Source organism: Ligilactobacillus ruminis DSM 20403 = NBRC 102161 (assembly GCF_900113455.1).
In the GTDB taxonomy this organism is placed as follows: domain Bacteria; phylum Bacillota; class Bacilli; order Lactobacillales; family Lactobacillaceae; genus Ligilactobacillus; species Ligilactobacillus ruminis.
Map to the genome: position 1 here is coordinate 1 of NZ_FOPI01000024.1, position 23376 is coordinate 23376.

At 45.1% G+C, this 23376-nt stretch carries 23 protein-coding genes and 1 riboswitch; of the genes, 3 read left to right on the forward strand and 20 right to left on the reverse strand.

Translation table 11 applies throughout. The features are described 5' to 3' along the window. A partial coding sequence (locus BMZ95_RS07550) for an integrase core domain-containing protein (RefSeq protein WP_143454985.1) occupies positions 1-289 on the forward strand: 289 nt, incomplete at its 5' end. Positions 290-384: 95 nt separating this feature from the next. Here BMZ95_RS07550 and BMZ95_RS07555 read toward each other — a convergent pair. From BMZ95_RS07555 to BMZ95_RS07625, 14 genes are all read right to left on the reverse strand, one after another. Continuing rightward, positions 385-672 (reverse strand): hypothetical protein, encoded by a 288-nt coding sequence (locus BMZ95_RS07555; protein WP_014074096.1) that lies wholly within the window; start codon positions 670-672, stop codon positions 385-387. Between the two features lie 130 nt (positions 673-802). Then, complete coding sequence (gene dltD, locus BMZ95_RS07560) at positions 803-2068, reverse strand: D-alanyl-lipoteichoic acid biosynthesis protein DltD (protein ID WP_014074097.1); 1266 nt, start codon at positions 2066-2068, stop codon at positions 803-805. Next, on the reverse strand, positions 2069-2299 hold the full coding sequence (dltC, locus tag BMZ95_RS07565; RefSeq protein ID WP_003692058.1) for a D-alanine--poly(phosphoribitol) ligase subunit DltC: 231 nt from the start codon (positions 2297-2299) through the stop codon (positions 2069-2071). A 16-nt stretch (positions 2300-2315) separates the two neighbouring features. Then, a complete protein-coding gene (dltB, locus tag BMZ95_RS07570; RefSeq protein WP_014074098.1) occupies positions 2316-3512 on the reverse strand; it encodes a D-alanyl-lipoteichoic acid biosynthesis protein DltB in 1197 nt (398 codons plus the stop codon). Further along, the gene (gene dltA / locus BMZ95_RS07575) at positions 3512-5032 is read right to left on the reverse strand and encodes a D-alanine--poly(phosphoribitol) ligase subunit DltA (protein WP_046922290.1); all 1521 of its coding nucleotides are present in this window, start codon (positions 5030-5032) and stop codon (positions 3512-3514) included. The genes dltB and dltA overlap by 1 nt, the downstream gene beginning before the upstream one ends. A gap of 11 nt (positions 5033-5043) precedes the next feature. Further along, positions 5044-5193, reverse strand: a complete 150-nt coding sequence (locus BMZ95_RS07580) for a teichoic acid D-Ala incorporation-associated protein DltX (RefSeq protein WP_003692063.1) — start codon at positions 5191-5193, stop codon at positions 5044-5046. Positions 5194-5351: 158 nt separating this feature from the next. Beyond that, complete coding sequence (locus BMZ95_RS07585) at positions 5352-6713, reverse strand: aldehyde dehydrogenase family protein (protein ID WP_046922291.1); 1362 nt, start codon at positions 6711-6713, stop codon at positions 5352-5354. A 4-nt stretch (positions 6714-6717) separates the two neighbouring features. Then, a complete protein-coding gene (locus tag BMZ95_RS07590; protein ID WP_046922292.1) occupies positions 6718-7995 on the reverse strand; it encodes an aspartate aminotransferase family protein in 1278 nt (425 codons plus the stop codon). Between the two features lie 34 nt (positions 7996-8029). Continuing rightward, entirely contained in the window at positions 8030-8761 is a 732-nt protein-coding gene (locus BMZ95_RS07595) for an amino acid ABC transporter ATP-binding protein (RefSeq protein WP_046922293.1), read from the reverse strand. A 20-nt stretch (positions 8762-8781) separates the two neighbouring features. Next, positions 8782-9471, reverse strand: a complete 690-nt coding sequence (locus BMZ95_RS07600) for an amino acid ABC transporter permease (protein WP_014074103.1) — start codon at positions 9469-9471, stop codon at positions 8782-8784. Positions 9472-9503: 32 nt separating this feature from the next. Further along, on the reverse strand, positions 9504-10325 hold the full coding sequence (locus BMZ95_RS07605) for a transporter substrate-binding domain-containing protein (protein WP_046922294.1): 822 nt from the start codon (positions 10323-10325) through the stop codon (positions 9504-9506). Positions 10326-10730: 405 nt separating this feature from the next. Next, positions 10731-11849: a histidinol-phosphate transaminase gene (gene hisC, locus BMZ95_RS07615; RefSeq protein ID WP_046922295.1), complete on the reverse strand. Its 1119-nt coding sequence runs from the start codon at positions 11847-11849 to the stop codon at positions 10731-10733. A gap of 41 nt (positions 11850-11890) precedes the next feature. Further along, positions 11891-12727: a dimethylarginine dimethylaminohydrolase family protein gene (locus tag BMZ95_RS07620; RefSeq protein ID WP_046922296.1), complete on the reverse strand. Its 837-nt coding sequence runs from the start codon at positions 12725-12727 to the stop codon at positions 11891-11893. A 14-nt stretch (positions 12728-12741) separates the two neighbouring features. Further along, positions 12742-14346 carry a M20/M25/M40 family metallo-hydrolase gene (locus tag BMZ95_RS07625; RefSeq protein ID WP_225354899.1) on the reverse strand — a complete coding sequence of 535 codons (1605 nt, stop codon included), beginning with the start codon at positions 14344-14346 and terminating at the stop codon, positions 12742-12744. A 236-nt stretch (positions 14347-14582) separates the two neighbouring features. On the opposite strand from BMZ95_RS07625, the gene BMZ95_RS07630 reads away from it, so the two are divergent. Together BMZ95_RS07630 and BMZ95_RS07635 are read left to right on the forward strand one after the other, a co-directional pair. Next, positions 14583-15563 carry an NAD(P)-dependent oxidoreductase gene (locus tag BMZ95_RS07630; RefSeq protein WP_046922298.1) on the forward strand — a complete coding sequence of 327 codons (981 nt, stop codon included), beginning with the start codon at positions 14583-14585 and terminating at the stop codon, positions 15561-15563. Positions 15564-15700: 137 nt separating this feature from the next. Then, entirely contained in the window at positions 15701-17314 is a 1614-nt protein-coding gene (locus tag BMZ95_RS07635; protein WP_046922299.1) for an APC family permease, read from the forward strand. Between the two features lie 341 nt (positions 17315-17655). Here the strand turns inward: BMZ95_RS07635 and BMZ95_RS07640 are convergent, their stop codons facing one another. The 6 genes from BMZ95_RS07640 to BMZ95_RS07665 all read right to left on the reverse strand — a co-directional run bounded on the left by BMZ95_RS07640 (position 17656) and on the right by BMZ95_RS07665 (position 23375). Then, on the reverse strand, positions 17656-18108 hold the full coding sequence (locus BMZ95_RS07640; RefSeq protein ID WP_046922300.1) for an ASCH domain-containing protein: 453 nt from the start codon (positions 18106-18108) through the stop codon (positions 17656-17658). Positions 18109-18268: 160 nt separating this feature from the next. Continuing rightward, entirely contained in the window at positions 18269-19387 is a 1119-nt protein-coding gene (locus BMZ95_RS07645; RefSeq protein ID WP_046922301.1) for a 5-methyltetrahydropteroyltriglutamate--homocysteine S-methyltransferase, read from the reverse strand. A gap of 345 nt (positions 19388-19732) precedes the next feature. Beyond that, the gene (locus BMZ95_RS07650) at positions 19733-20392 is read right to left on the reverse strand and encodes an energy-coupling factor transporter transmembrane component T family protein (protein ID WP_046922302.1); all 660 of its coding nucleotides are present in this window, start codon (positions 20390-20392) and stop codon (positions 19733-19735) included. After that, positions 20389-21783: an ATP-binding cassette domain-containing protein gene (locus BMZ95_RS07655; protein ID WP_046922303.1), complete on the reverse strand. Its 1395-nt coding sequence runs from the start codon at positions 21781-21783 to the stop codon at positions 20389-20391. Before BMZ95_RS07655 ends, BMZ95_RS07650 begins: the two co-directional genes overlap by 4 nt. Next, positions 21780-22349, reverse strand: a complete 570-nt coding sequence (locus BMZ95_RS07660; protein ID WP_046922304.1) for an ECF transporter S component — start codon at positions 22347-22349, stop codon at positions 21780-21782. The genes BMZ95_RS07655 and BMZ95_RS07660 overlap by 4 nt, the downstream gene beginning before the upstream one ends. A gap of 99 nt (positions 22350-22448) precedes the next feature. Then, positions 22449-22537: riboswitch (TPP riboswitch) on the reverse strand. 97 nt (positions 22538-22634) lie between these two features. Further along, a complete protein-coding gene (locus tag BMZ95_RS07665; protein ID WP_014074115.1) occupies positions 22635-23375 on the reverse strand; it encodes an ABC transporter permease in 741 nt (246 codons plus the stop codon). Between the last annotated feature and the right edge of the window lies 1 nt (position 23376).

The following is a 23376-nucleotide window of genomic DNA, read 5'->3' on the forward strand; positions in this document are numbered from 1 at the left end:
GGACCGCGGAGCAGCATACTGTTCAATGGATTTCAATAATTATCTGACAGAGAATAAATGTGTTCACAGCATGTCTCATCCCGGGCATCCATGGGAGAATTCACCTATGGAACGCTGGTGGAACGATTTCAAGCACATCTGGATGGATCATCATCCGCGGCCTGCCAACCTTGAAGAGCTTGAAACATTAGTTCAGGGAGCAATAGACTATTTCAACAGGAAACGTGCCTATGCGTCAAAAAACGGCCTGACCGCAGAACAGTTCCGAAATCAAGCCGTATCTTGTTAGTTAAAATTTTATATTTGAACTGTATACTTGACAGGACATAGTACAACCGAATTTGTTCGGCATTTCATTTGATTCAAGAAATAAAAGGGATTTTTTCACCAAACGTTCGTTGCGTTAAACGTATTTAATCCGCCCAAAGCACCATCAGATTCGGCAATCTTCTTGATCGTTGCGAGTGCTGTTTTAGCTTCGTCATCCAATTTTAGATGTTCCGCAAGCATCGTTTGATTCAAGCGCTGATATGCCCATTTTGCTTCTTGAGCCGCATTTTCATTTTTCTTCAGACTGACTGCCGTCTTGTTGACGGTATCGTTGACGTAATCATTTTGGCATGCTTTGTCAAAACGTTCCAAAGCAAGCACTAATTCTTGTTTATCGCTCATCTTGAGGACTTCCTTTTATATAATCTGGCTTTATTATACTACTAAAATCATAGACCGAATCACTAAATTCGCACACTGCATTTTACACAATTGCCAAACAAAAAGCCCTCGCATAAACGAGAGCTTTTTGCTACTTCAAATCGTCAATTCCGCTGCCTGACAAATTCTGCCAGCCTTTGCTGTAAAACATGTCATTCATCTTGTAATGAGGCGCCTCAAATTTGGAGGCCATAAACGGACTGATATAGGTATCGGCCGCAAGCCATCCGCGCCAGCCAAGGTGAATCGTATCCTGCATGAAGTACGGTTCTTCCTTGACGTTTGTCATGTCGCAGATGTTGTTGAAACCTTGAGAGTGCAACTGATAAATAATTTTCTTATCGAATCGATCAAGCATTTTTTGCGAAAGTCCGGTATATTCCATCCATTTTCTGTTGACAGGCGGAATAATGAACATGACGTCCATATTATTATCTTTAAACTGCTGCAAAACAAGCTGGAAGTCGGCAAATTCAGGCGACTGAGTATAGTCATAATCAGCCTGCTTGCCCTTGAGTTCCTTGTAACTGCCCTTTAAACGCTTGTTCCAAAATTTTTTTGAAACGTCAAACGGGTTATTGCCCGTTGCATTTTCGCCGAGTTTTGTCGCAACGGCATCAAGTTTTCCGACACTGTATCTTTCAGGAAGCTTCTTCATGGCCCTGTCGACTTTTTGAGTCCGGTCATTCAGCTTGAACATTGAAAACAAATGATCTTCATTTTCAAGCGCATTGCGACGATATTCAAGATACCAGCGCAACGTCTTGCCCAAAGGCTTGCCCTTTTCTTTTTTCTTCAATGCCATTTTCATCAGCTCGTCGCTTGACCCCGTCGGCATCGCAAGCAATCTGCTTGCAGCATAGCGCGTTGCACGCGAATCTTTTGAATTCAAGATCCAGTTCACGCCCTCAAGATTTGAATAATACAAACTGAACGCTTCAGCATTTGTGCCGTCTTTTACGAACCATTGCGGCGAAATGATGAACACGGCTTTTTTGCCGTGCAAAGCCGAATTGACCGGCTGCATCGAATAAAAATGCGCAAGCGATTGCGACCCTGCATTTCCAAGCAAAAACGGCTGATAATTTCGATGATACTTCTCAGCTAAAATCGAAGGATGGAGCGCATCGAGTCTTGAAAGTTCGGACGATCCGAAAAACGGGACGTACTTGCCCGAAAATGCCTGATTTTTGACGTATCTGCCCTTGAAAATATTTGTCGATTGCGAATATGAAATTTCGCGCATCTTTTCCTTTGAAATCTTGCCCCGGTTGAAAAGCGGAAGCCCAAGGAAAATCCCCAGCAGCAAAAATGCGCAGATCAACGGGCCAAAGATTTTAAACAACTCTTTTTTCATTTATTGCATACTCTCGACTTTGGCAATGATTTTGTTCGGCGTATCCCATTCGCTGCGTTCAAATTCAGAAACGGGAACGTCAATTCCGCACTGTGCCTGAAGTTCAAGCAGCAATTGAACCGTTGCCATCGAATCAAGCAGACCCGTTTCAAACAAATTTACGTCCAGATCTTTTGAAACTTCATCCGAACCCGTCAAATCTTCCAAAATACCCAAAACTGTATCTTTCATTTATAAAACCTCTTTCTTATTTAGCAAAAAACAACGTATCCAAAAAACCTGAGAATATCAAAAATGAGAAGCAAACGACGTTGAACGTCACGAAAATTGCCAAACATTCCGTAAATTTGTTATGCGGAAGCTTGTCTTTGTGTTTCTTCTTGAACCTGAGCCAGGCATCGCACAAAATAATCGCGCAGGCATGGTACAACCCGTACACGATGTAATACCAGGTCAGTCCGTGCCAGAAGCCCATGATCAAAAACAAGAGCAGATATCCGACTGATGCGATGTGAACTCGATTCTTCATCAGCTTGTTCTTCATGATGAAAAAGACGAAACGCATGTAGATATAATCTCTGAACCAAAATGAAAGCGACATGTGCCATCTGTTCCAAAATTCCTTGATGTTCTTTGAGATAAACGGCTTGTTGAAGTTCACCGGTGTTTCAACGCCCATGATGTAGCTGATGCCGACCGCAAACAGACTGTAGCCCGCAAAGTCAAAGAACAGGTCCATTGCGTAAACGTACATATAGGCGACAAGCCACCAGGAGATTCCGCCATGTCCAAGCGCATACTTGCTGACAACGGGCAGAATCAGCGTTCCGAAGGCATAAGCCAGGATGAACTTGTAGAAAAATCCCAAAAAGATGTTCCAGACGCCCTTGCCCAGAAGTTCCAGATATTTTTCTCTTGAAGGAACCTTTTCATAGTCCTTTCTGAATCGTCTGTACCTGTCAATCGGCCCTGACGAAATCGTCGGAAAGAACAACAGAAAATGTAGCACGTGATACCACTTTAATTCCTTGATCATCCCGTCACGCGTTTCCATCACCGTTCCAACGACCTTAAACGTCAAGTAGCTGATGCCCAAAAATCCCAAAATGGAAGGCTTGCCGGTAACAAAAGGCGTCAGTTTGAAAATCAAAAGCGGAGCAATTGCCAAAACAACTGCCAAAACAAAAACGTATCCTGAGTTTTGTTTCTTTCGATAGGCATGATATCCGCAGACCAACAGCGTTTCAAAAATAACGTATCCCAACAGGGCCAAGCCCTCATTCAGCTTGACGCCGCCAAACGTCAACAGCAAGAAAGCAAATGAAACAATCATTTCATATACTTTAAACCGCTTGCCATAGAGCAGCCCGATTGCAAGCGGCAAAAGTGCAACTGCCAACAGAACGAAGTAGGTTGGATTCTGATACGGCTGCAGATTGATCATCAGCGATTAACCTCCTTAATCAAGGATTTGCGATCGACCTTGCCGTTTTGGGTCAACGGCAGCGTCTCGACATAAACGAAACGTTGCGGCATCATGTAAGGCATCATCGTTTCTTTGAGCTCTTCCTTGATTGCCTGAGTCATCTTAAATTCATTTTCAAACTCTGCATTTTTCAAAACGACATATGCAATCAGCTGGCTCACCTTATGATTTCCGTCATAACGCGGAACGGTTGCGGCACGTTCAACCAGACTTACGTGCGACAGGCATTGATCGACGTCTTCAAGTTCGATGCGGTAGCCGTGAAGCTTGACTTGAAAATCCAAACGACCCATATACATCAATTGACCGTTTGAATCAAAACGTCCAAGATCACCCGTTCGATATGCACGTTTGCCTTCATATTCAAAGAATGCCTGATTAGTTTTTTCAGGATTGTTCAAATAGCCCTTTGAAACGCCGGCACCGACGATCGTGATTTCCCCGGCCTTTCCCGCTTCAGCTTCATTGCCGTTTTCATCCAGCAAAATGATTTTTGCGTCTTCCTTGCAGACACCAATCGGCAGACGCTGATAGTTTTCCAAAACTTCATCCGTAATTTCCGTTTGAGTAACGGCAACGGTTGCTTCAGTCGGACCATAAGTATTGAAAACTTGAGCGTTCGGGAAACGTTCCCTCAATCTCTGAGCCGTTTGATGCGTCAGCTCTTCACCGCAAAACATGAATCGTTTCAAGTCAGGAAGATGTTTTTCGTCAAATTCCTTTGACAAAAGACAGATATCGGCAAACGAAGGCGTTGAAACCCACGTATTGACTTTCATCTCCGGCAGGCGCGAAAACAGCTGCTTGAAATTATCAGTTGTTTCCTTAGGCAAGACTTCGAGCTTGCCGCCATTTGTCAAAGTCGGATAAAGATCCATCACTGACAGGTCAAACGAGTACGGTGCCTGCGATAAGGCCGTCTGCTCCTTTTCCAGCCCGAAATCCCTGTCCATCCAGTCAACGAAACTTGCCAGATCGTCATGCGCAATCCGGACGCCCTTTGGCTTGCCGGTCGTCCCTGAAGTGAAAATGACGTAAAAGTCATCGTCTCCCTTGACGTAATCTTCTTCGCTAACTGGCTTGCCTTCTTCAGCCATGATTTCGTCCAGGCGTTCCCTGGAAATTACAGGAACTTCCCGCCCCGTTTCGGGAAGCTCGCTTAACGCGATGCAGGCTGCAGGCTTTGCGATTTCTTCAATGACTTTGACGCGATCTTCAGATGAATGAACGTCGACCGGAATATAGGCCCGACCGGATTTGACAATGCCTAAAAAGGTTGCGATCATTTGAAAATCCTGACCCCCAAAAACGATCAGCGGAGCCTTTTCTGGCAGATTCGAAGCTTTAAGATATGCTGCCAGGGCATCTGACTTTTCCTTCAATTCCCCGTAAGTATTCGTTCTCCCCAAATAATCATAGGCGATTCGATCGGGATTTTCCGTTGCGATCCGATCGATTCTGCTGATAATGTTTTCCATTGTTCTGCTCCTTAGAATTCGTTGTAAATAAAGTGCGACTGACTCATTCCGCTGTAGTTGTACAGGTAGACAAGCGCAAGCAGAATCAAAAAGTAAAAAATTGTTTTTGAAACGAAAACAACGTACGCATTGTTTCTGATTTTCCGAAATGCTTCTTTCATTGCAGTTCCTCCTACGCTTCTAACGTTTATAACAAAGATTCTAGAGTCAATTTCTTAATAGATTCTGAAACCAATTCTTAAATCAGCCGCCATAGCATAAAAAAACCTTAACATCACTAAGAACGTTAAGGATTTCTTAAGAAAATATTTAAAAGTAATCAGTCGACGACGATTTTTTCGTTTGCAAACTCGAACAACCCGATGTCGCTCATCTCCCTGCCAAATCCAGAGTTCTTAATGCCGCCAAACGGCAATTCCGGATGCGCGCTTGAAGGCTGATTGATGAAAATCTGCCCCGTTTCGATTGCAAGCGCCACTTTTTTGGCACGCTCCGCATCTTTTGAATAGACGGCACCGGCCAGGCCGTGTTCGGAATCATTGGCGATTCTGATTACGTCCGCATCGTCTTTTGCTGCGTAGATTTGAGCAACCGGACCGAAGAATTCGGCATCATAGGCGGGATTTCCTTTTTCGATTTCGCTTAAAATCATCGGCTTGAAGTAGCACCCGCCGGGAATCGCCCCGCCTTCAAGCTCGACTTTTGCTCCATGACTGATTGCTTCATTAACCTGATTTGTCAGCGTCAGCACTGCATCCCTTGAACTGAGCGGGCCAAGGTCTGCGGTTTCATCGAGCGGATTTTTTAGTTCAAGCTTGGAAAATTCAGTTTTCAGACCGTCAACGAACTTGTCATAGATGCTTTCTTCGACGATGAACCGCTTTGCAGACGTGCAGACCTGCCCGCAATTTCTGAGTCTGGCCTGGACCGCGTCCTTGACGGCCTTTTCCAAATCGGCATCGTCCAGCACGGCGAAGACGTCGGTTCCTCCAAGTTCCATCGTTGCTTTGATCAGATTCTTGCCGGCTTGTCCGGCAATTATCCTGCCGGCCTTTTCCGACCCGGTCAGCGCTACGCCGCAAATGCAAGGATCTTCCATAATATTTGCAGTCTGTTCATGAGTTAAAAAGAGATTCTTGAACGCGCCTTTCGGAAAACCGGCCTCGACCGTCAGTTTTTCGAGCAGATCGGCACATCCGCAAACAATGCCTGCGTGCTTTAAAATCACTGCATTTCCCAGCAAAAAACACGGCGCCAGCACTCTGATTGCCTGTGAATAGGGAAAATTCCACGGTTCAACGCTCAAAACGATTCCGAGCGCCTGATGATAAAGCCTGGCTTTTTTGCCGTTTCCGTATTCATAAGTCTTCGGCCGCATCAACTCGATGCCCTTTGTTCCGTAATATCGCAAAATACCGGTACAAAGTCCGACTTCTCCGCGACCTTCACGCAAAAGCTTGCCCATGTTTTCGGCAGCTTCGTGTGCCAGTTCTTCGACGTTTTCGTCCATGACGTCGGCAAGTTTCAATAAAAGCTTTGCCCGTTTTGCGACTGATACGCTTTTTTGGCTTTCGTAAAAAGCAGATCCCGCTTCCAGCGCCTGCTTGACCTCTTGATCGGTTGCCGTCGGAAAATCGCGGACAATCTCTCCGGTCGCCGGATTGATTGCAGTATAGCTCATGTTTTCACCCCTCGATTTCTTTCAAACATTCATCAATAATCCCAATTGCCTGTTCAATCTCTTCTTTAGTTGCGGTCAAAGGCGGAATCAGCCGAATCACGTTGTGGAAAGTCCCGCAATTGAGCAGAATCAGTCCCTTGGAAAGCGCAATCTCTTGAACTTTTGAAACGATTTTTGGCAACGGCTTGCCGTCTTTTCTGAATTCAACGCCGTTCATCATGCCGATTCCGCGAATGCTTAAGATGACGTTTGAATGTGTTGCCTTCAAATCTTCAAGCCTTTCTCTGATGAATGCGCCCTTTTTTCGAACGTCTTCCAAAAAATCTTCATCAATGACGTCAAGGACTGCACATCCCGCCGCACAGGCCAACGGATTGCCGCCAAAAGTTCCGCCATGCGCTCCTGCAAGCCATTTATCCATGTATTCGGTTTTTCCGATGACGGCACTGAGCGGGATCCCGTTTGCAATTGCTTTGGCAGACGTGAAAATGTCCGGCTGAACGCCATAATAGTCTTTGGCAAAAAGATAACCCGTTCTGCCGTAGCCGGACTGAACCTCGTCAAAAATCAGCAAAATACCGTGCTCATCGCAGATTTTACGCAATTCTTCAATAAAACGCTTCGGTGCCGGCAAATAGCCGCCTTCGCCCTGAACCGGTTCGATCACCATGCAGGCGACTCTTTCAGGCAAAATCAGATTCGTAAAAATTTTATGTACGGAATTTAAACACCGCTCGATTTCTTCTTGTTCCGTCAAATCCGTATTCCAAACATCAGGAAAATCAGCGTGATAAACCTGCGGCAGTTCCGGTTCGTAATTTTCTCGATATAATGCGCTTGAAGCCGTCATCGAAGCGCAAAGCAGCGTCCGCCCGTGAAACGAGCCGTTAAACGCGATTATCCCCGGGCGTCCCGTCGCTTTGAGCGCCAATTTGACTGCGCCTTCGTTCGCTTCTGCACCGCTGTTTGAAAAATAGACTTTGTATTCGCCGGGGTTTCCGACCCTTGAAACAAGTTTTTCTGCAAGCTCCACGTATTTTGGATAATACACGACATTGTGTCCGCCGTGAACCAGCTCATGCAGCTGCTTTTCGATTGCTTCGACGACTTTTGGATGATTATGTCCGCAATTGACGACTGCAACCCCTGACGCAAAATCCAAATATTTTTTGCCGTTTTCGTCAATCAGCCATGTCCCTCGTCCGGAAACCGCTCCGATTCTCGTCGCACGACCAGCGACCGGCGGAAAAACTTTGAGCGACCTTTCATACAAACTTTTCATTTTAATCCATCCTTTACTCGATACTTTTGCATTTTTACATGACCTTCGACAAAAATTCGCGCGTCCGCTTGTTTTCAGACTTGTAAAAGATATAGTCGGCATCTCCGGCATCAGCAATTCTGCCTTGATCCATAAACAACACCTTGTCTGCCACATCCCTTGCAAACGACATTTCATGCGTGACGATGATCATCGTCATCCCGCTTTTGGCGAGTCTTCGCATGACGTCCAAAACGTCACCGACCATTTCGGGATCAAGAGCGCTCGTCGGTTCGTCAAACAGCATGACTTCAGGTTTCATCGCAAGCGCCCTTGCAATCGCAACGCGCTGCTGCTGCCCGCCAGAAAGCGACTGCGGGTAAGCATCGGCCTTATCGTCCAGCCCGACCTGTCTTAACAGCTCATGCGCATATCTTTCCGCTTCCTTTGGCTCTGAAACCTTCAGCTTGACGGGTGCAAACGTAATGTTTTCAAGCACCGTCATGTTCGGAAACAAATTGAACTGTTGGAAGACCATTCCCATCTTGCGCCGCAAAACCTGCAGTTCCTTTGAGCTGACGCTGACGATGTTTTTCCCTTCAAATTCGATTTCTCCTTCACACTCTTCCAACCGATTCAAACAGCGCAGCAAAGTGCTTTTGCCGCCGCCTGACGGTCCGATCAAAACGACTTTTTCTTTTGGGTAGACTTTGAATTCGATATTTTTTAAAACAGAATTTGACCCGTACGATTTTTTCAATCCGATAACATTGATCAAAGGTTCCATCTTATCCACACCTTTCCAAATCAAACGATTCCGTTGCTGTACTTCTTGCCCATTTTCTTTTCAAGAACGCTGACGCCCTGCGACAAAAGGAACGTCAAGATGAAGTAGATGATTGCGGCAACGATCAAAGGCGGCACGAAATCATAAAGCGTTCCGCCGATTCCGAGCGCTTGAGCCGTCAAATCCTGAACCCCGATGTAAAAAAGCACCGAGGATTCCTTGATCAGCGAAATGAATTCATTGCACAACGCAGGCAAAACGTTTCTGACGGCTTGCGGCAAAACGATGCTCGTCATCGTCGTCAATTCATCCAAGCCCAAACTAAGTCCGGCCTCGGTTTGACCTTTTGGGACGGAAATGATTCCGGAACGAAAAATTTCGGCGGTATAGGCTCCGGAATTTATTCCCAAAGCAATCGATCCTGGAATAATGCGCGCAATGCTTGAGCCAAGAATCGAAACGTCCGGCAGTTCCAACAGTTTCGAAAGCGAATAGTAGATCAGCATCACCTGAATCATCGCGGGCGTCCCGCGCACGATCGACACGTAGCAGCGCGCGAGCCATGAGAGAACCTTAAAATCAGACATCCGCATCGAAACAACGATCAATCCGAGCAAAATTCCGATTGCAACGCCAATCAGTGATATTATTACCGTTTGTGCCGTTCCGCAGAAGAACAGCGGATAGTACTTGCTTAAAAAATCAAACATAACCTTCACTCCAGACAGTCAAATCAACGTTTTTATTTATTTTCTGCTTGAATCTTCTGAGCTTTTTTGAACATCTCGTCAAGCTGACCCGACTTTTCAAGTTTCGTCAAAACTTTGTCCACGCGTTTTTTCAAATCCTTGTCATCTTTGCGAATGCCAATGTCGATATTTTTGTTTTCTTCAGGAGTAACGAGCTTGACTTTGGAAACAGCATACTTGTCAGGATACGTCGCCAGATAGTTGTCGGCAATCGCCTTTTCGCAAACAACGCCTGAAAGCTTGCCTTCCTTGAGTTCAGTCGTCAGACTCGTTAATTGCGACTCTGTTACGAGCTTGCTTGCTTTAAGTTGTTCTTTGGCAATCGCTTCTTGAGTCGTGCTTTGCTGAACGCCGATCTGCTTGCCGGCGAGACTTGCCTTTGTCGGAAAGTTTTTGGCATCCTTTTTTTGAACCAAAACAACGTTGTACACTTTGTAGTACGGCTTGGAAAATGCAATTACCTTGCGACGTTCCGCTGTTGAAACCATCCCTGCCATGATCAGATCGATTTTCTTGTTTTTGAGTTCCGAAATCAAAGACGGAAATTCCGTATTGACGATTTTTAGCTTAACCCCCATGTTGTCTGCGATTTTTTGAGCAACCATCATGTCATAACCAACTATTTCTTTCTTGCCGTCTTTTACGATTGGAAATTCGAACGGTGCATAATCAGCACTTGTTCCGACAACCAAGGTTCCCTTGTCCTTGATCGTGTCAACTGCGCCCGTTTTCTTTGAACCGCAGCCGCTTATCAGAAAAATCGCTGCGCCAACCGCTGCGAGCAAGCAAAAGATCTTTGCTAACCTGTTTTTCATAATTCATCAACCTGCCCTTCCTTTGCATAACCTTTTGTGACATTTGGGATATCCCTTATTTGCAAGTTTTCTGCTTGCTTATGTTTCAATTAGAAAATTAAAAGTTAATGTAAGTCTACTCTGGGTTGCTTTTCGTGTCAAATTTTATAACATGATATTTATTCAAAACAAGTCTTTTATAATCATTATTTAATGCATATCATTGCATAACTTTTCTTTTTCAAACAAATCGCAAAAATTTCTTTCTTTTATTAAGCATAAAAACACCTTAAGCAAATGCCTGTTGTTACTTTTTATAACATAATCAACTCGTTTTTGAATGTTTTGCTCTGCATTTAACAAAGAAAGCATACAAAAAAAGCAAGAATTTCCAAAAATGAAAATCCTCGCTTTCCGATTCGAATTTCAGCTTCTAACCTTTTCTTCTTCCAAAACATCCCCCAAAACGCGCAACATTTCCGTATTTTCCGCTGACTTTCCGACCGTAATGCGCACGCAGTCTCGGTATCCCCAGGCACTGCAGGAACGAATGATGACGCCTTTTGACATCATCTTCTCGCAAACGACATCCGCATCAAACCCGTCTGGCAACTTGGCAAAAATAAAATTAGAATGCGACGGCACAAATTCCAGCGATAATCCGAGCAGCTCGTTTTCAACGCGATGGCGTTCTGCCGAAATGACTTCCTTGATTTTGCGACAGTATTCAACGTCTTTCGTCAAAGCAGCAATTGCGGCAAACAGTCCCGTTCGATTGACGCAAAACGGCTCGGTGATAGTGTCGTATTTTTTGATTGCTTCTTTGCGCGCAATCACGTAGCCAACGCGAGCTCCGGCCAAGCCATAAAATTTCGAAAACGTCCGGATGATCGCTACTTTTTTGTGTTTGATCCTCGAAACAAGTTCAGGACGCATCCCATCTTCGATAAAATCAGCATAAGCTTCGTCAACCACGATCCAGACGTTATCGCCGACTTCGTCAATAAATTCTTCAATCTCAGCAGGATCGTTGATTGCACCGGTCGGGTTGTTGGGATTGCACAGCCAAATCAGCTTGGTTTTTTCGGTAATCGCAGCTTTCATCGCATCAAAATCGTACGAAAAGTCATCTCTGACCGGAACTTCGATCACTTTTGCGCCCATCAGCCTGGAAACTTCGCGGTAAAGCCGGTAGGTCGGCTTGGCAATCATCGCTTCGTCGTCTTCGTCCAAAAAAAGGCGCGAGACCGTCTCAATGACGTTGCCCGCTCCGCTCCCCAGCGCAACGTTTTCCGGTTCGACCCTGTTTTGTTTCGCAATCGTTTTCGTCAGTTCAAGATAATCATCTTCAGGATAGCGGTTCAAAAAGTTCAAGCTTTCTTGCATTGCCTCTTTTTCATGCGGATAAGGCGCAAACGGATTCTCGTTTGAACCCAGTTTGACGACTTTTTCCAAATCATAGCGGCGCAAAACGGACGCTTCCGATTCGCCCGCAACGTACGGCTGACAATCGTCTACCTGTCTGCGAAATCTCAAATCTTCCATTATCTTAATTCCTCCATCGTCTTTTTCAAATGCAGAGCTTTTCAGCCGCGTGCAAGCGGGAACGTCATGCAGTGCGGACCGCCGCCTGCTTTGAGCGTTTCAACGACGTCAAGCTCAATGACGTCCATTCCGTGTTCCCGCAATTTTTGATTGACCTCTGCATTTTGCTTGAGCGAAAGCACGCGGTGATCACCCAAACTTTCAAGGTTGCAGCCATGATGAAAAATCGCATCCTCAGGAACTTCGATGACTTCGATTTCCAAGCGCTTGAGCAAAGCTTTAAATTCATCAGGAAGGCCGTCAAGATAAGCAACCGCCAAATTTTCGTCCACCAGATTGAAACACATGTCAAGGTGAAGATACCTCGGATCGGCCGGCACCGGGTGAACCTCGTATCCAAGCGGTTCAAGTGCTTTTTTGATTGTCTCGAATCCTTTTTCATCGGTTCTGTCAAGCATGCCGACTGCAATCACGTTTTCTCTCAAAAAGGCAAAGTCGCCGCCTTCGAAATAACCGTCTTCCACTTCCGCAATCTTCGGAATACCCAATTCTTTCATCTTGTCTTCATAAGCCTTTCGTTCCGGGAAGCGCAGTTCTTTTTTGAAACGCCCCAAAATATATCCTTCCTTGACGCATCCGCCAAAATCGCGGGCAAAAATCGAATTCGTCATCGAAGCATCAGGAGTCAGCTTTTCGACTTTCACCCCCGCTTCTTCATAAGCATCAAGCACGCGTTGATATTCGGAAGCAAGCAGTTCCGAATTGAGCGGTTCCGGATGAAGCTTTGAAATTTCGTTAATCGGAGCCGCCTTTTTCAAAAAGGTCGGCGGACACGTCAAAACGCGTTTCAAAGTTGAAGTTCCATCTTTTACGTACATTTTCAATTCCTCCATTATTTCCACATCAGTTTGGTATATGTTCTGATTTTTTCAGGTAAAATCCCATATGAATAAGGTTTATAGACCCGTTCCTTGAACGTATGAGCTCCCTTGCCGAAAACACCAAGATCAACGGCAGGAATCGACAGCTTTCTCATCGTCTCGTACGGCAACGGATACAAAAAATCTTCCAAAGGGAAGTCGTCTTTCATCCGCTCAAGTTCTGCCGTCGTTTCGTCGACCGCGATGTAACTTGAATCCGACAGGTACGGGAAATATTTTTTCAAGACATATTCCGGTTCAAAAAACGTTGCTTTTAAAGCACGGTACGCTTTTGAATCCTCAGAAATTGCATTGTGCGGACAAAACGGCGGCGCAATGAACAAGACGATTTTAGCCCGTCCGTCACCGGCAAGTTCTTCGAGATGATCAAGCAGTTCAAACCCGGCGGTGCGCTTGTCGCATTCAGAGCGTTGCTCCGCAAAACGTTTGCATTCTGCTTCAAAGTCCATCCGTTTTTTCATCATTTCGGCATATTCCGCAAAAGTGTAAACGTCGATTGCACGATCATCCTTGTCTTTCGGAAAGCCAAGTCCGGAAAGGTAAGCGGACCTTCTTCTTTTGGCAAGACCGGTCATTTTAAGGCATTCTGCCTTGATTTCTTTTTCAAACGAATCCAACAGTTCGCATGCAGGTTTTTGATAAGTAAACGTATTAAAGTACATGTGCGTCGTTTTGGGAGTCTGCACGTTGTAGAAATCTTTTTGATCTCTGATCATCAAACAGGTCGAGGGCAAAATTTCTTCTCCCGGAAATTTTTCGACCAGGTCCGGATTGTTGTCAAGCAGACAATTAAGCCGGCTGGCAATCACCGTCGAATTCAGTCCGTCATATGTATTTCCGACATGGGTCTCGATTCCGCGAACATAGACGCAGGTCAAAATTTTGCCGGCAGCACCGTAATAGATGTATTTTTGTCCGTCTCCAGGATACTTCGGACTGATAAAATCGGTATTGATCGCAACCGTATATTCAAGTCCTTCTTCATCTTTCAGACGCTCCAGCTCATCAAGCGCGGCAATGATTCCCAGATGATCGTTTTCTTCAACGCAATTTCCCATAAACAAAAGGTTGCCCTCAAGCTCATCCTGATGCTCGGCAAAGTAACGAATATTTGCGATATTGACCGCATCCCCGCTCTTCATGTCCAAGGCTCCGCGTCCGAAAACCCAATCGCCCGATTCTGCATCATTTCTGACGTCTTCGTCTTCTTCGAAAGATTTGAATCGCTCTGCCAAAACGTCCGGATGAGTCGCATCGCTTTCAAGCGGCCCGAAATCCTTGGTTCCGACGGTATCAAAATGAGAATGGTACAGCACTGTTTTTTGCGTGCCTTTCTTTTTCAAAAACGCAAAGACGTTTTTGCGTCCAAGAGGGTCGTTTGGCAGTTCTTTTGTCCAAACCGCATCCCGGTGTTTTTGAAAGTAAGGAATCCGTCGTAAAATCTCAACGATTTTTTCTGCTTCGTCAACTTCGCCCGACGTTCCGTTGACGCTTTTGGTTTCAACGAGTTCGATTGCAGTTTTTTCGATATATTTTGCTTCATCAAATTCACTCATGAACATCAGCTTCCTCTCTTGGCGAATCATTTGAAACTTTTAATCAAAGTTTACCTTCACTTTGAACCCATGTCAATATTTCTAACATGGACTATCAGCCTTGTTACAGAGCGTTTTTTGAGTGAATATTCAAAAATCGCATACCATCACGTCCAGCATCGTATCTTACAGCAGAGATTATTCGCGAAATTTATGTTATATTTTATAACATACTTATTTAAAAGGAGCTGGATCTCATGAAAATCCTCTTTGCCGATTATGAAACGGGCTTGTTGGCCGGCCGCAAACATGAAGAAGAAGTCTTAAAAAAGAATCACCCGGACTGGGAGACCGTCTTTTTTGAATACGATGACAACCAAACGGAATTTTACCGAGTTTTGGAAGACGCCGATGCCTTGGTCACTGCATTTCTCAAAATCGATGATGAAGTCCTGAATCATGCGAAAAAACTTAAAATCATCTCCGTTGATGCCACGGGCTACAACGCAATCGATCTTGATGCCGCCAAGAACCACGGCGTCAGAGTCTGCGCCGTGCGTGATTATTGCTCTGACGACGTGGCAGAATTTGCGATTTCTTTGGCTTGTGCGCTCGTCAAAAACATCAAGACCTACAATTGCCAAATCGATGACCAAAAAATCTGGGACTACTCAAAAGCATCCCCGCAAAAACGCTTGTCGGAACACATTTTGAGCATTTTCGGACTGGGCAGAATCGGGCAAAAAACGCTCAGGCTCGCACGCGGCTTAGGCATGAAGGTCGTTGCCTATGATCCTTATCTTCCAAAAGAAATCGCCAAAAATCTTGACGTCAAGCTGCTTTCAAAGGAAGATGCGTTCAAAAAATGCGATCTTTTGATTAATCACATGCGCTTGACCGCTGAAACCAAGAACTTTTTTTCAAGCTCTGAATTTTTCATGATGAAAGAAAAAAAGCCTTATTTCATCAACGTTGCAAGGGGCGAATCAGTTGACGAAAAAGCACTGCTCGAAGCACTTGACAAAGGATTTATCAAAGGGTGCGCCCTGGACGTGCTCCAAAGCGAACATCCGGATCTTGAAAGCTGTCCTTTCGTCGGACGCAAAAACGTGCTTTTAAGCCCCCATGCCGCCTTTTATTCACAAACGTCCATGGTAATGCTTGAAGAAATCGCCTGCCAAAACATCGTCAGTTTCTTTGAAAAAAGACTCGATGACGTCGATTGGTTCGTTGATTAATTTTTTTCATGAAAAATTCAGTGCGAATCTTCGTATTTTCCTATATTACATTTGATTAAATATTCATTGAAAAAATTTTCAATTTGGGCTAATCTAGTATCTGTTGTATTGATTTATTTTTAGGAGGACTTTTTACCATGGATGATATGCAAACGCATGGCAAGTATATTACTTGGCCAATCTTGACGTTAATGGCATTTGTTACGGTTATCGGATTCGATGACATCATGTACAATTTTCAAAACCAAGGGATGACGGTGATCACCTCTTGGATTCTGATGCTCTTTTTATATGTTATTCCCTATTCTTTGATGGTCGGCCAATTGGGCAGCGTCTTCAATCATGAAGGCGGCGGACTCAGTTCCTGGATTCGCGGTACGAAGGGCGAATTCCTGGGATACTTCACCGCCTGGACCTACTGGGCCGCTTCAGTTCCCTATGTTGTCGATTCCGCTAACTCCGTTGTCGTTGGTTTCGGTTGGGCCTTTACCGGTTCAAATAAATTCCAAGACACGATGTCAAATGCCAGTTTCACTTTCTGGACATTCGTTACTTTCGTCATCTTCATTTTCATTCAGCATCATTTAAAGAATTCAATGGAAATCTTAAGCACGATCGGCGGCGGCATGATGTTCATCATGACCATCCTTTTCGTTATTCTGGCTTTCTTCGGTCTGGCCAAATCGGGCGGTCACATGGCAACGCAGCCAATGACGTGGCACACGATCATACCTAAATTTGATCTTAAGTATTGGTCAACGGTCGGAATGCTGATTTATGCCGTCAACGGCTGCGAGCTGATTGCTCCGTACGTCACGCAAATGAAGAATCCGCGCCGTGAATTTCCTAAAGCAATGATTGCTTTGTCCGTCATGACTGCTTTCTTGACGATTTTTGGATCTTTTGCGCTCGGAATCTATTTCAATGCTTACCACTTGCCGAACGACTTGAAGATGAACGGTTCCTATTATGCCTTCAGCGCGCTTGGAAAGCAATTCGGCGTCGGCAACCTGTTCATGTACATTTATGCTTGGACGTCCGTCCTTTACATGTGCGCTTTGCTGGCAGTTTTGCTGGATGCGATGACGCGCATGCTGATTTCTGATACCGGTGAAAAATACATGCCGAAGTTCTTGCGCAAAACGAACAAAGACGGGCTTCCGATCAACGGTTACCTGCTGACTTGCGGACTTTCGGCATTCATCATGCTGCTTGGCATCTTCTTGCCTGAGATGAACGACATCTTCAACTGGCTGCTCAACCTGAACGGCATCATCTCGCCGGGCGTTACCTGCTGGATCTTCTTTGCTTTCATGCAGATTCGTAAAAATTCGAAGAAGTATCCGTCAGAGTACGTCTTCATCAAAAACGACAAGCTTGCCTACATTGCCGGGCTTTTGCTTCTGCTCGTCACGGCTCTTGCAACCGTGCTCGGAATTGCTCCGCAAGACGTCAAAGAGTTCAGCCACACGTGGTGGTACGAATTGATCATCAACATCGTCGCCATTGTCGTCTTAATCGGACTTGGCGCAATTTTGCCGTCGATCAGGCGTCGTGAAGAAAAATACGGTATTGCCTTTGATAAAAAGCAACGGACAGCAATTTTCGTTCTCATCATCGGCTCAATCATTTTAAACGTCTGGCTCGGAGGAACAAAGATTGCATGGCGCGGACTCATGATCATCATCGAATCTGTCGTTGCGCTTTGCCTGGTCTTCTTGATCGGACGCAGGAAACCTGAATCGAATTAACTTTTGTCCAGTATCTGCAACGTGCGGATGCTGGTTTTTTGTGCAAAAAATATGTCTCGAACAAAAGCCCCAGATGATTTTCAACGAAGACTGGAATTTACGGGCAAAACGACAATTTTTGGGATTTGCCCGTAAATGGCAGCCCTCGGTTGCAATCAAAGCACATATTTAGCGCCGCATACACAAACAAAGTCACGGATGAAATTTGCAGTTAACTGCAAATTTCATCCGTGACTTTTGTTAGAGCCATAGTTTCTTCCCAGTCACATTTCATTTAATTCAAGCGGGAAAAGTACTTTTTCCGATCTCGCCTGACTTCGGCAGATTTTTTCCTTTCATCGTCACCCGATTTTTTCAAAAACCTCACAGACGCATGGCGTATCATCGGTTAATTTGAGCCGATATTGTTTAAGCTGCTCACTCAGGAATTCAACATGCACCTTGCGCCAGCTTTCATACGAGCGGTCATCTTCGCCTTCATGCCATGCATGTTCGGCAGAAATCTGCGCAAACGGAATGACTTCGACAACCTTGGTCTGCGTGACGCAAACCGGATTGCCCCTTCCGTCCAGAATAATATTGTACTCACCCGGCCTGGGAATCTCTTCTCCGTCAAGACCGTAAGGCTCATATGCAGAAGTCGTGGCCGTCTTTTTTCCCCGATTGACTAGCTCAGCCAGGTAATCCGCCTGTTTTCCGCCGATGCCAAAAGCCCATGCCTCAACCGGGACATCCTTTTCAATTCCGTGTTCTGCACAAAAATCTTCCCAATATTCTCTGACCTCTTTATCCATTTCAAAATTCCCCTTCTCTGATTTTTACTTCTTCTGACAGAATATCATTTCCCACTGGCTTCTGCCATTAATCTGCTCAGTCAAAGAAAAAGATCCGGAGAATTCACCATACCCCGGATCCTCGACTTCAATGACCTTCAGTTTTTCCAGTGACTGAAAATCAGCCCCAGACTTCTTCTGCGATTTTCTTGACCAAAGCAAGTTTTGCCCATTGTTCTTCTTCAGTGAGCTTATTGCCGATTTCGCATGAAGCAAAACCGCATTGAGGACTCAGGCACAGCTTGTCCAATGGATGGTATTGCGCAGCTTCCTTGATTCTATTCTTGACTTCTTCTTCATCTTCAAGTTCAGGAGACTTGGTCGTAATCAGACCCAAAACGACTTTCTTGTCTTCCGGAACGTACTTGAGCGGTTCGAAATTACCGGAACGTTCATCATCGAATTCCAAATAAAACGCATCAACGTTTTCCTTGGCAAAAAGATACGGTGCAACAGGTGCATAGCCGCCACGACTGGCCCATGTGGAATGATAATTGCCGCGACAAACGTGCGTCGTAATCGTCAGCCCTTCCGGTCGATTCTGAAGCGCAAGATTGTTTACGCGCAGATACTTTTCAGCTTCTGACTCAAACGTGACGCTTGCGTCTTTTTGACGAGCTTCCCAGTACTTCCTGTCACAAAACATTCCCCATGTACAGTCGTCAAATTGGATGTTGCGACAGCCGGCATCATAAAGATCTTTGATGACCTGACGATATGCGGCAGCAATGTCTTCAATCAGCTTGTCTTCATCAGGGTAGACCGCAACGGTATCTTTGCCGTTGTCTTCTCGGAAAAGTTCTGCCAACAATTGCGCAGGTGCCGGGAAAGTCTGGCGCGCAACCGTTGTTTCGTCTTCAAACTGTTTTACGAACTTGTAGTGTTCGACGAACGGATGATTTTCGCCCGTAATTTTGCCCGTTAACTTGATTGAACCATGAGTCGTTTCTTCACCGTGGAAGAAGTAGCCGTGATCCAATTCGACATGCTCAATGCCGCCAAACCCCCACATAAAATCAAGATGCCAGTAGCTGCGACGGAATTCGCCGTCGGTCAAGCCATGAAAACCTGCAGCTTTTTGTTTTTCAACCAATTTTTTGATTTCTTCATTTTCAACTTCAGTCAGCTGTTCTTTCGTGATTTCGTTCTTTGCGAATTTGGCACGAGCTTCTTTAACAGCGGACGGACGTAAGAAACTTCCCACATAGTCATAACGAAACGGTGATTTTAATTCTGTCATAATAATTTTCCTCCTGATGTCCTGATGTTTCAATAGCGTCAAAAAAAGCCCCTGAACAAAGTTTAGCTTCGTTCAGGGGCGAAAGTCATTCGCGGTACCACCCATTTTTTGCCAAAAAGGCCTCAATTCAGCACTGACATGCCTAGGATTATATCGTATCCAAACGGACTGTTGGCTTGCACCGCCAGTCTGACTCAGAGCTCATCTTCAGCTGACGCCGACAATCCCTTCTCACCATGCGGGACTCTCTTCGTGTCGCGTTTCGCCTACTCTTCTCTTCAACGTTATCATCATTTATTAATTGTCCTCATTTTATGCTCATGATTTGCATTTGTCAATAACAAATTACCAGGGCTTGAAAATAATTGCGCATGCCACGTATGAGACAATCAATATTGAAACCAAAAGCCACTGCCAAACAGGCAGTTCATCTTTTTCATAGCGCGATCTGGGAAAACCTTCCGAAAATCCCTGCGACGTCATCGCTTGTGCCAGGTCACCGGAAAGATTCAGCGAAACGACGATGATCCGCAAATAAAGCGCCGGCTGAAAAAGACGGTACCGCTCCCCTCTGACCAAAGCAGAATACCTGATTCTTTTCCATTGAACTCTGATGGTATGAATCATATTGAACGATGACAGCATCCCATAAACGAACGTTTTTGAAAAATTCAGGTGCTCCGCCAAATTAAACAAAATATTTTCGACCGAATTCGGCAAAGTCAGCGTTGCTCCAAGGTTCAGATAAGCAATGATTCTCGTCGCATAGATCCAGGCAATGTGAACCTGATCGTGCGATGCGTAAAAGCGTTGTGAAACGTAGCTGCCAAAAGCAAGCGGCAATGCCACCAACAGCATGGTCAGCAAAGTTTTGGGCTTGACCTTGCAAAATAAAAGATAAGCCAGACAAACGCTGCTGACGACAACGTTTAAGATCACGCTTTTGATGAACGTCAACGGAATGCCGATGCCAAGCATCAAAACAAAAACTGCTGCCGGATTCATGCGCTCACCTCTTTCAAAATTCCGTTTTCCAAAGAAATTTCATAATCCATGAATGAAACGACTCTTACGCGCTGGTGCGAAATCAACAGCACGCTCAGCTGCAGATTTTCGACCGTTTCTTTCAGCAATGAGCACGAAACTTCAAGCGACTCCTGATCGAGTCCCGCAAAAGGCTCATCGATCAACAGAATCGGCTGAGCCATGATCAGCATGACCAACAGCTGCAGTTTCTTTTGCTGTCCGCCGGAAATCCGATAAACCGAATGTTTCATGATGCCTGTCAAATTCAGAGCTTTGATTGCCTTTTGTATTCTTTCTTCGCTCCAATAATCCTTATGCCGCGTATTTTTCCTTGAAGCCAAAATTTCTTCTTCAACGGTCAGTTTGATGAACTGATCAAGACTGTTTTGAAATGCGCAGCCGACGTTTTTCGCCCATTTTGAGAGCTTGATTTTATCTGAATCTTTTTGATCAAACGTTATTTTGCCAGTTTTTTCATGCAGCTTACACAGACAGGCAAAAAGCGTTGATTTGCCGCAGCCGTTTTTTCCGGAGAGAAGTCCGATCTGACCAGTCGGCAGGCAAAAAGAAGAATTGCTGAGCAATTTTCTTTTGGAAACTTCAAAGCCAAGGTCATCCCAGAAAAGTCTCGCGTCATTCTTCGGCATTCCAATTACTTTTGGCTGTTGTTCTCTTGTTTTCAGCTCGTTGACGTCTTTTTCGACAAAGCCTTGTGAACTGAAACGATACCAATGATCGACTATTCCAAAATATCCGCTCGAATCATGATCGGAAATCAGGATCGTCTTTCGTTGTTCTTTTTGCAGTCTTTTCAAATCTTCAAGAAGTTTGCTCCTGTTTTCGGGATCAACGTTTGCAAACGGCTCGTCAAGCAAAATAACTGAGCTTTTAAGCGAATAGACCAATGCCAAAGCAATTCTTTGCTGTTCTCCGCCGGATAATTCCTGCAGATTTCGGTCTTTGAAATCTTCAAGCTCAAAACGCTTCAAAGCATCGTTGATTCGTTCTTCGATTTCCTGATGATCAAGCTGAAGATTTTCCAACGCAAAGACGAATTGTGAAAAGACGGTTTTCATCGCAAACTGACGATTCGGATTTTGAAACAACATCGCAACTCGTTTGGCACGTTCAAACGGCACGACGGATTCGATCTCTGCATTTTCCAAAAGAACCTTGCCGGATAAGATCTTGCCGCCGTACTGCGGCAAAAGTCCGGCCATCAGCTTGAAAACCGTTGACTTGCCGCAGCCGGACGGTCCGCTGATCAGACTGATCGTGCCTTCGTCGAGCTCATATGAAAAATTTTCCACAATCGGGCCTTCGCAATCATCATACGAAAACGTCACGTCAGCAAGTCTGAGGCTCGTCATTTCTTCAAGACACCAGCCTTGTCAACCATTTTGGCAATCATTGCAACCAAAACGCCGGCAAAAAAGCCGATTGAAATGAAGCGGACGACAAACAGCACCGTCAAGAGCGGCAAATGATATTCCATGTATCCTGACTGGGCAAGATCCCATACAAAAGTGATGATCGTCGTAAACAGCGTCGAAAGGAGCAGACCGCGCTTGCCCCAATCGCGATAACCGGTTGCCGCAAAACCAAGTTCGCTGCCGATTCCTTGAACAAAGCCTGAAATCAAGGTCGAAGCGCCCCAGCTTGAGAACAGCAGCATCTCAACTGCGGCAGCAAGCATTTCGCCGATGACCGACGAGCCGATTTTTTGAATCAAAACACCGGCCAAAGGGCCAGCCATGATCCACACGCCAAGCGTTGCGTCATTTGCGAACGGTTTGAGCGGAGTTGCGGCCATTGCGTAATATGCGTAGCTCCACACTTGGTAAATAATTCCGAAAAATATTCCGATGACTGCCAAAAAAATGACGTCCTTAAGCGCCCAAGTCTTCTTTTTCTTCTTTGCATCATAGGTTTGCATAAAAAAATCCCCCTTGTCTTTTAAAATAAAAGCAAGGGGGTTGACTTCGACTTTTTTCGACAAATCAGCAATTCAAATAAACGCCAATAAGCGCACCAATTCTTGATCGTCAAAGCTCCCTACGCTGGCACTGTCCAGATCAGGTCAATGGGTATCATCTCAGCCAAACGGCACCCCAGCTTTTATTATTCGGTCCAATTATAGCAAAATGAGAATGAAAAGAAAAGACTTGGTGAAAAAATAAGCCTCACGATAATCACCGGCGCCGGCATCCGACACCCGGATTCAATGCGTCGCAACTGCATTCCTGCCTGTCAGAAGGATGCCTAACGAAAGTCCGACTATGGCGCAGACTGAGAGACATGATATTTGGAAAAATGCCTGATGAACGGACTGCGTGTGTAAAATCAATGTTCTTCGCATTGCATCCGTTAAATTGTTCATCGGAAGATATTTGGCGGCAACACGTATGATTTTCGGCCAACCATCGGATGGGAAAAGAGTATTTCCGACAAAGAGCATTACCACCATAACTGCATTGCCTATAGTTGAAGCTGTCTTGGTGTTTTTAGCTATTCCTCCAATAATCACCCCTATGGACATCAACGAAATCATTCCCAGGACAATTTCTACTATCATAAGCGAAAAATACCTTGCATCAATGTCAAACTTAGCGTTATATCCCAACCTGGCCACTACCGTAATCAATATGAATTGAATGCTCATGAACAGAACCTGGGCCATACAATCCATAAGAATGAAGCTTCCTATCCGCTGATCAGTTACAATTATGCGCTTGAACACGCCCCGTTCCAAATATCCGGTAATCTGAGACGAAATGCCTACTAACCCCATGGTTCCAAATGCAATTGCCACTATCCCCGGATAAAAATAACCAACTTGAGCTTTATCGGTAGTTCCCATCAGTATCAAAAGAACAATCGGCAGCATCAGCGAGAATATCACTGCCTGCTTGTTGCGAAATTCATTTTTTAAAATATATACCACTATTTTCAATGTCTTCACT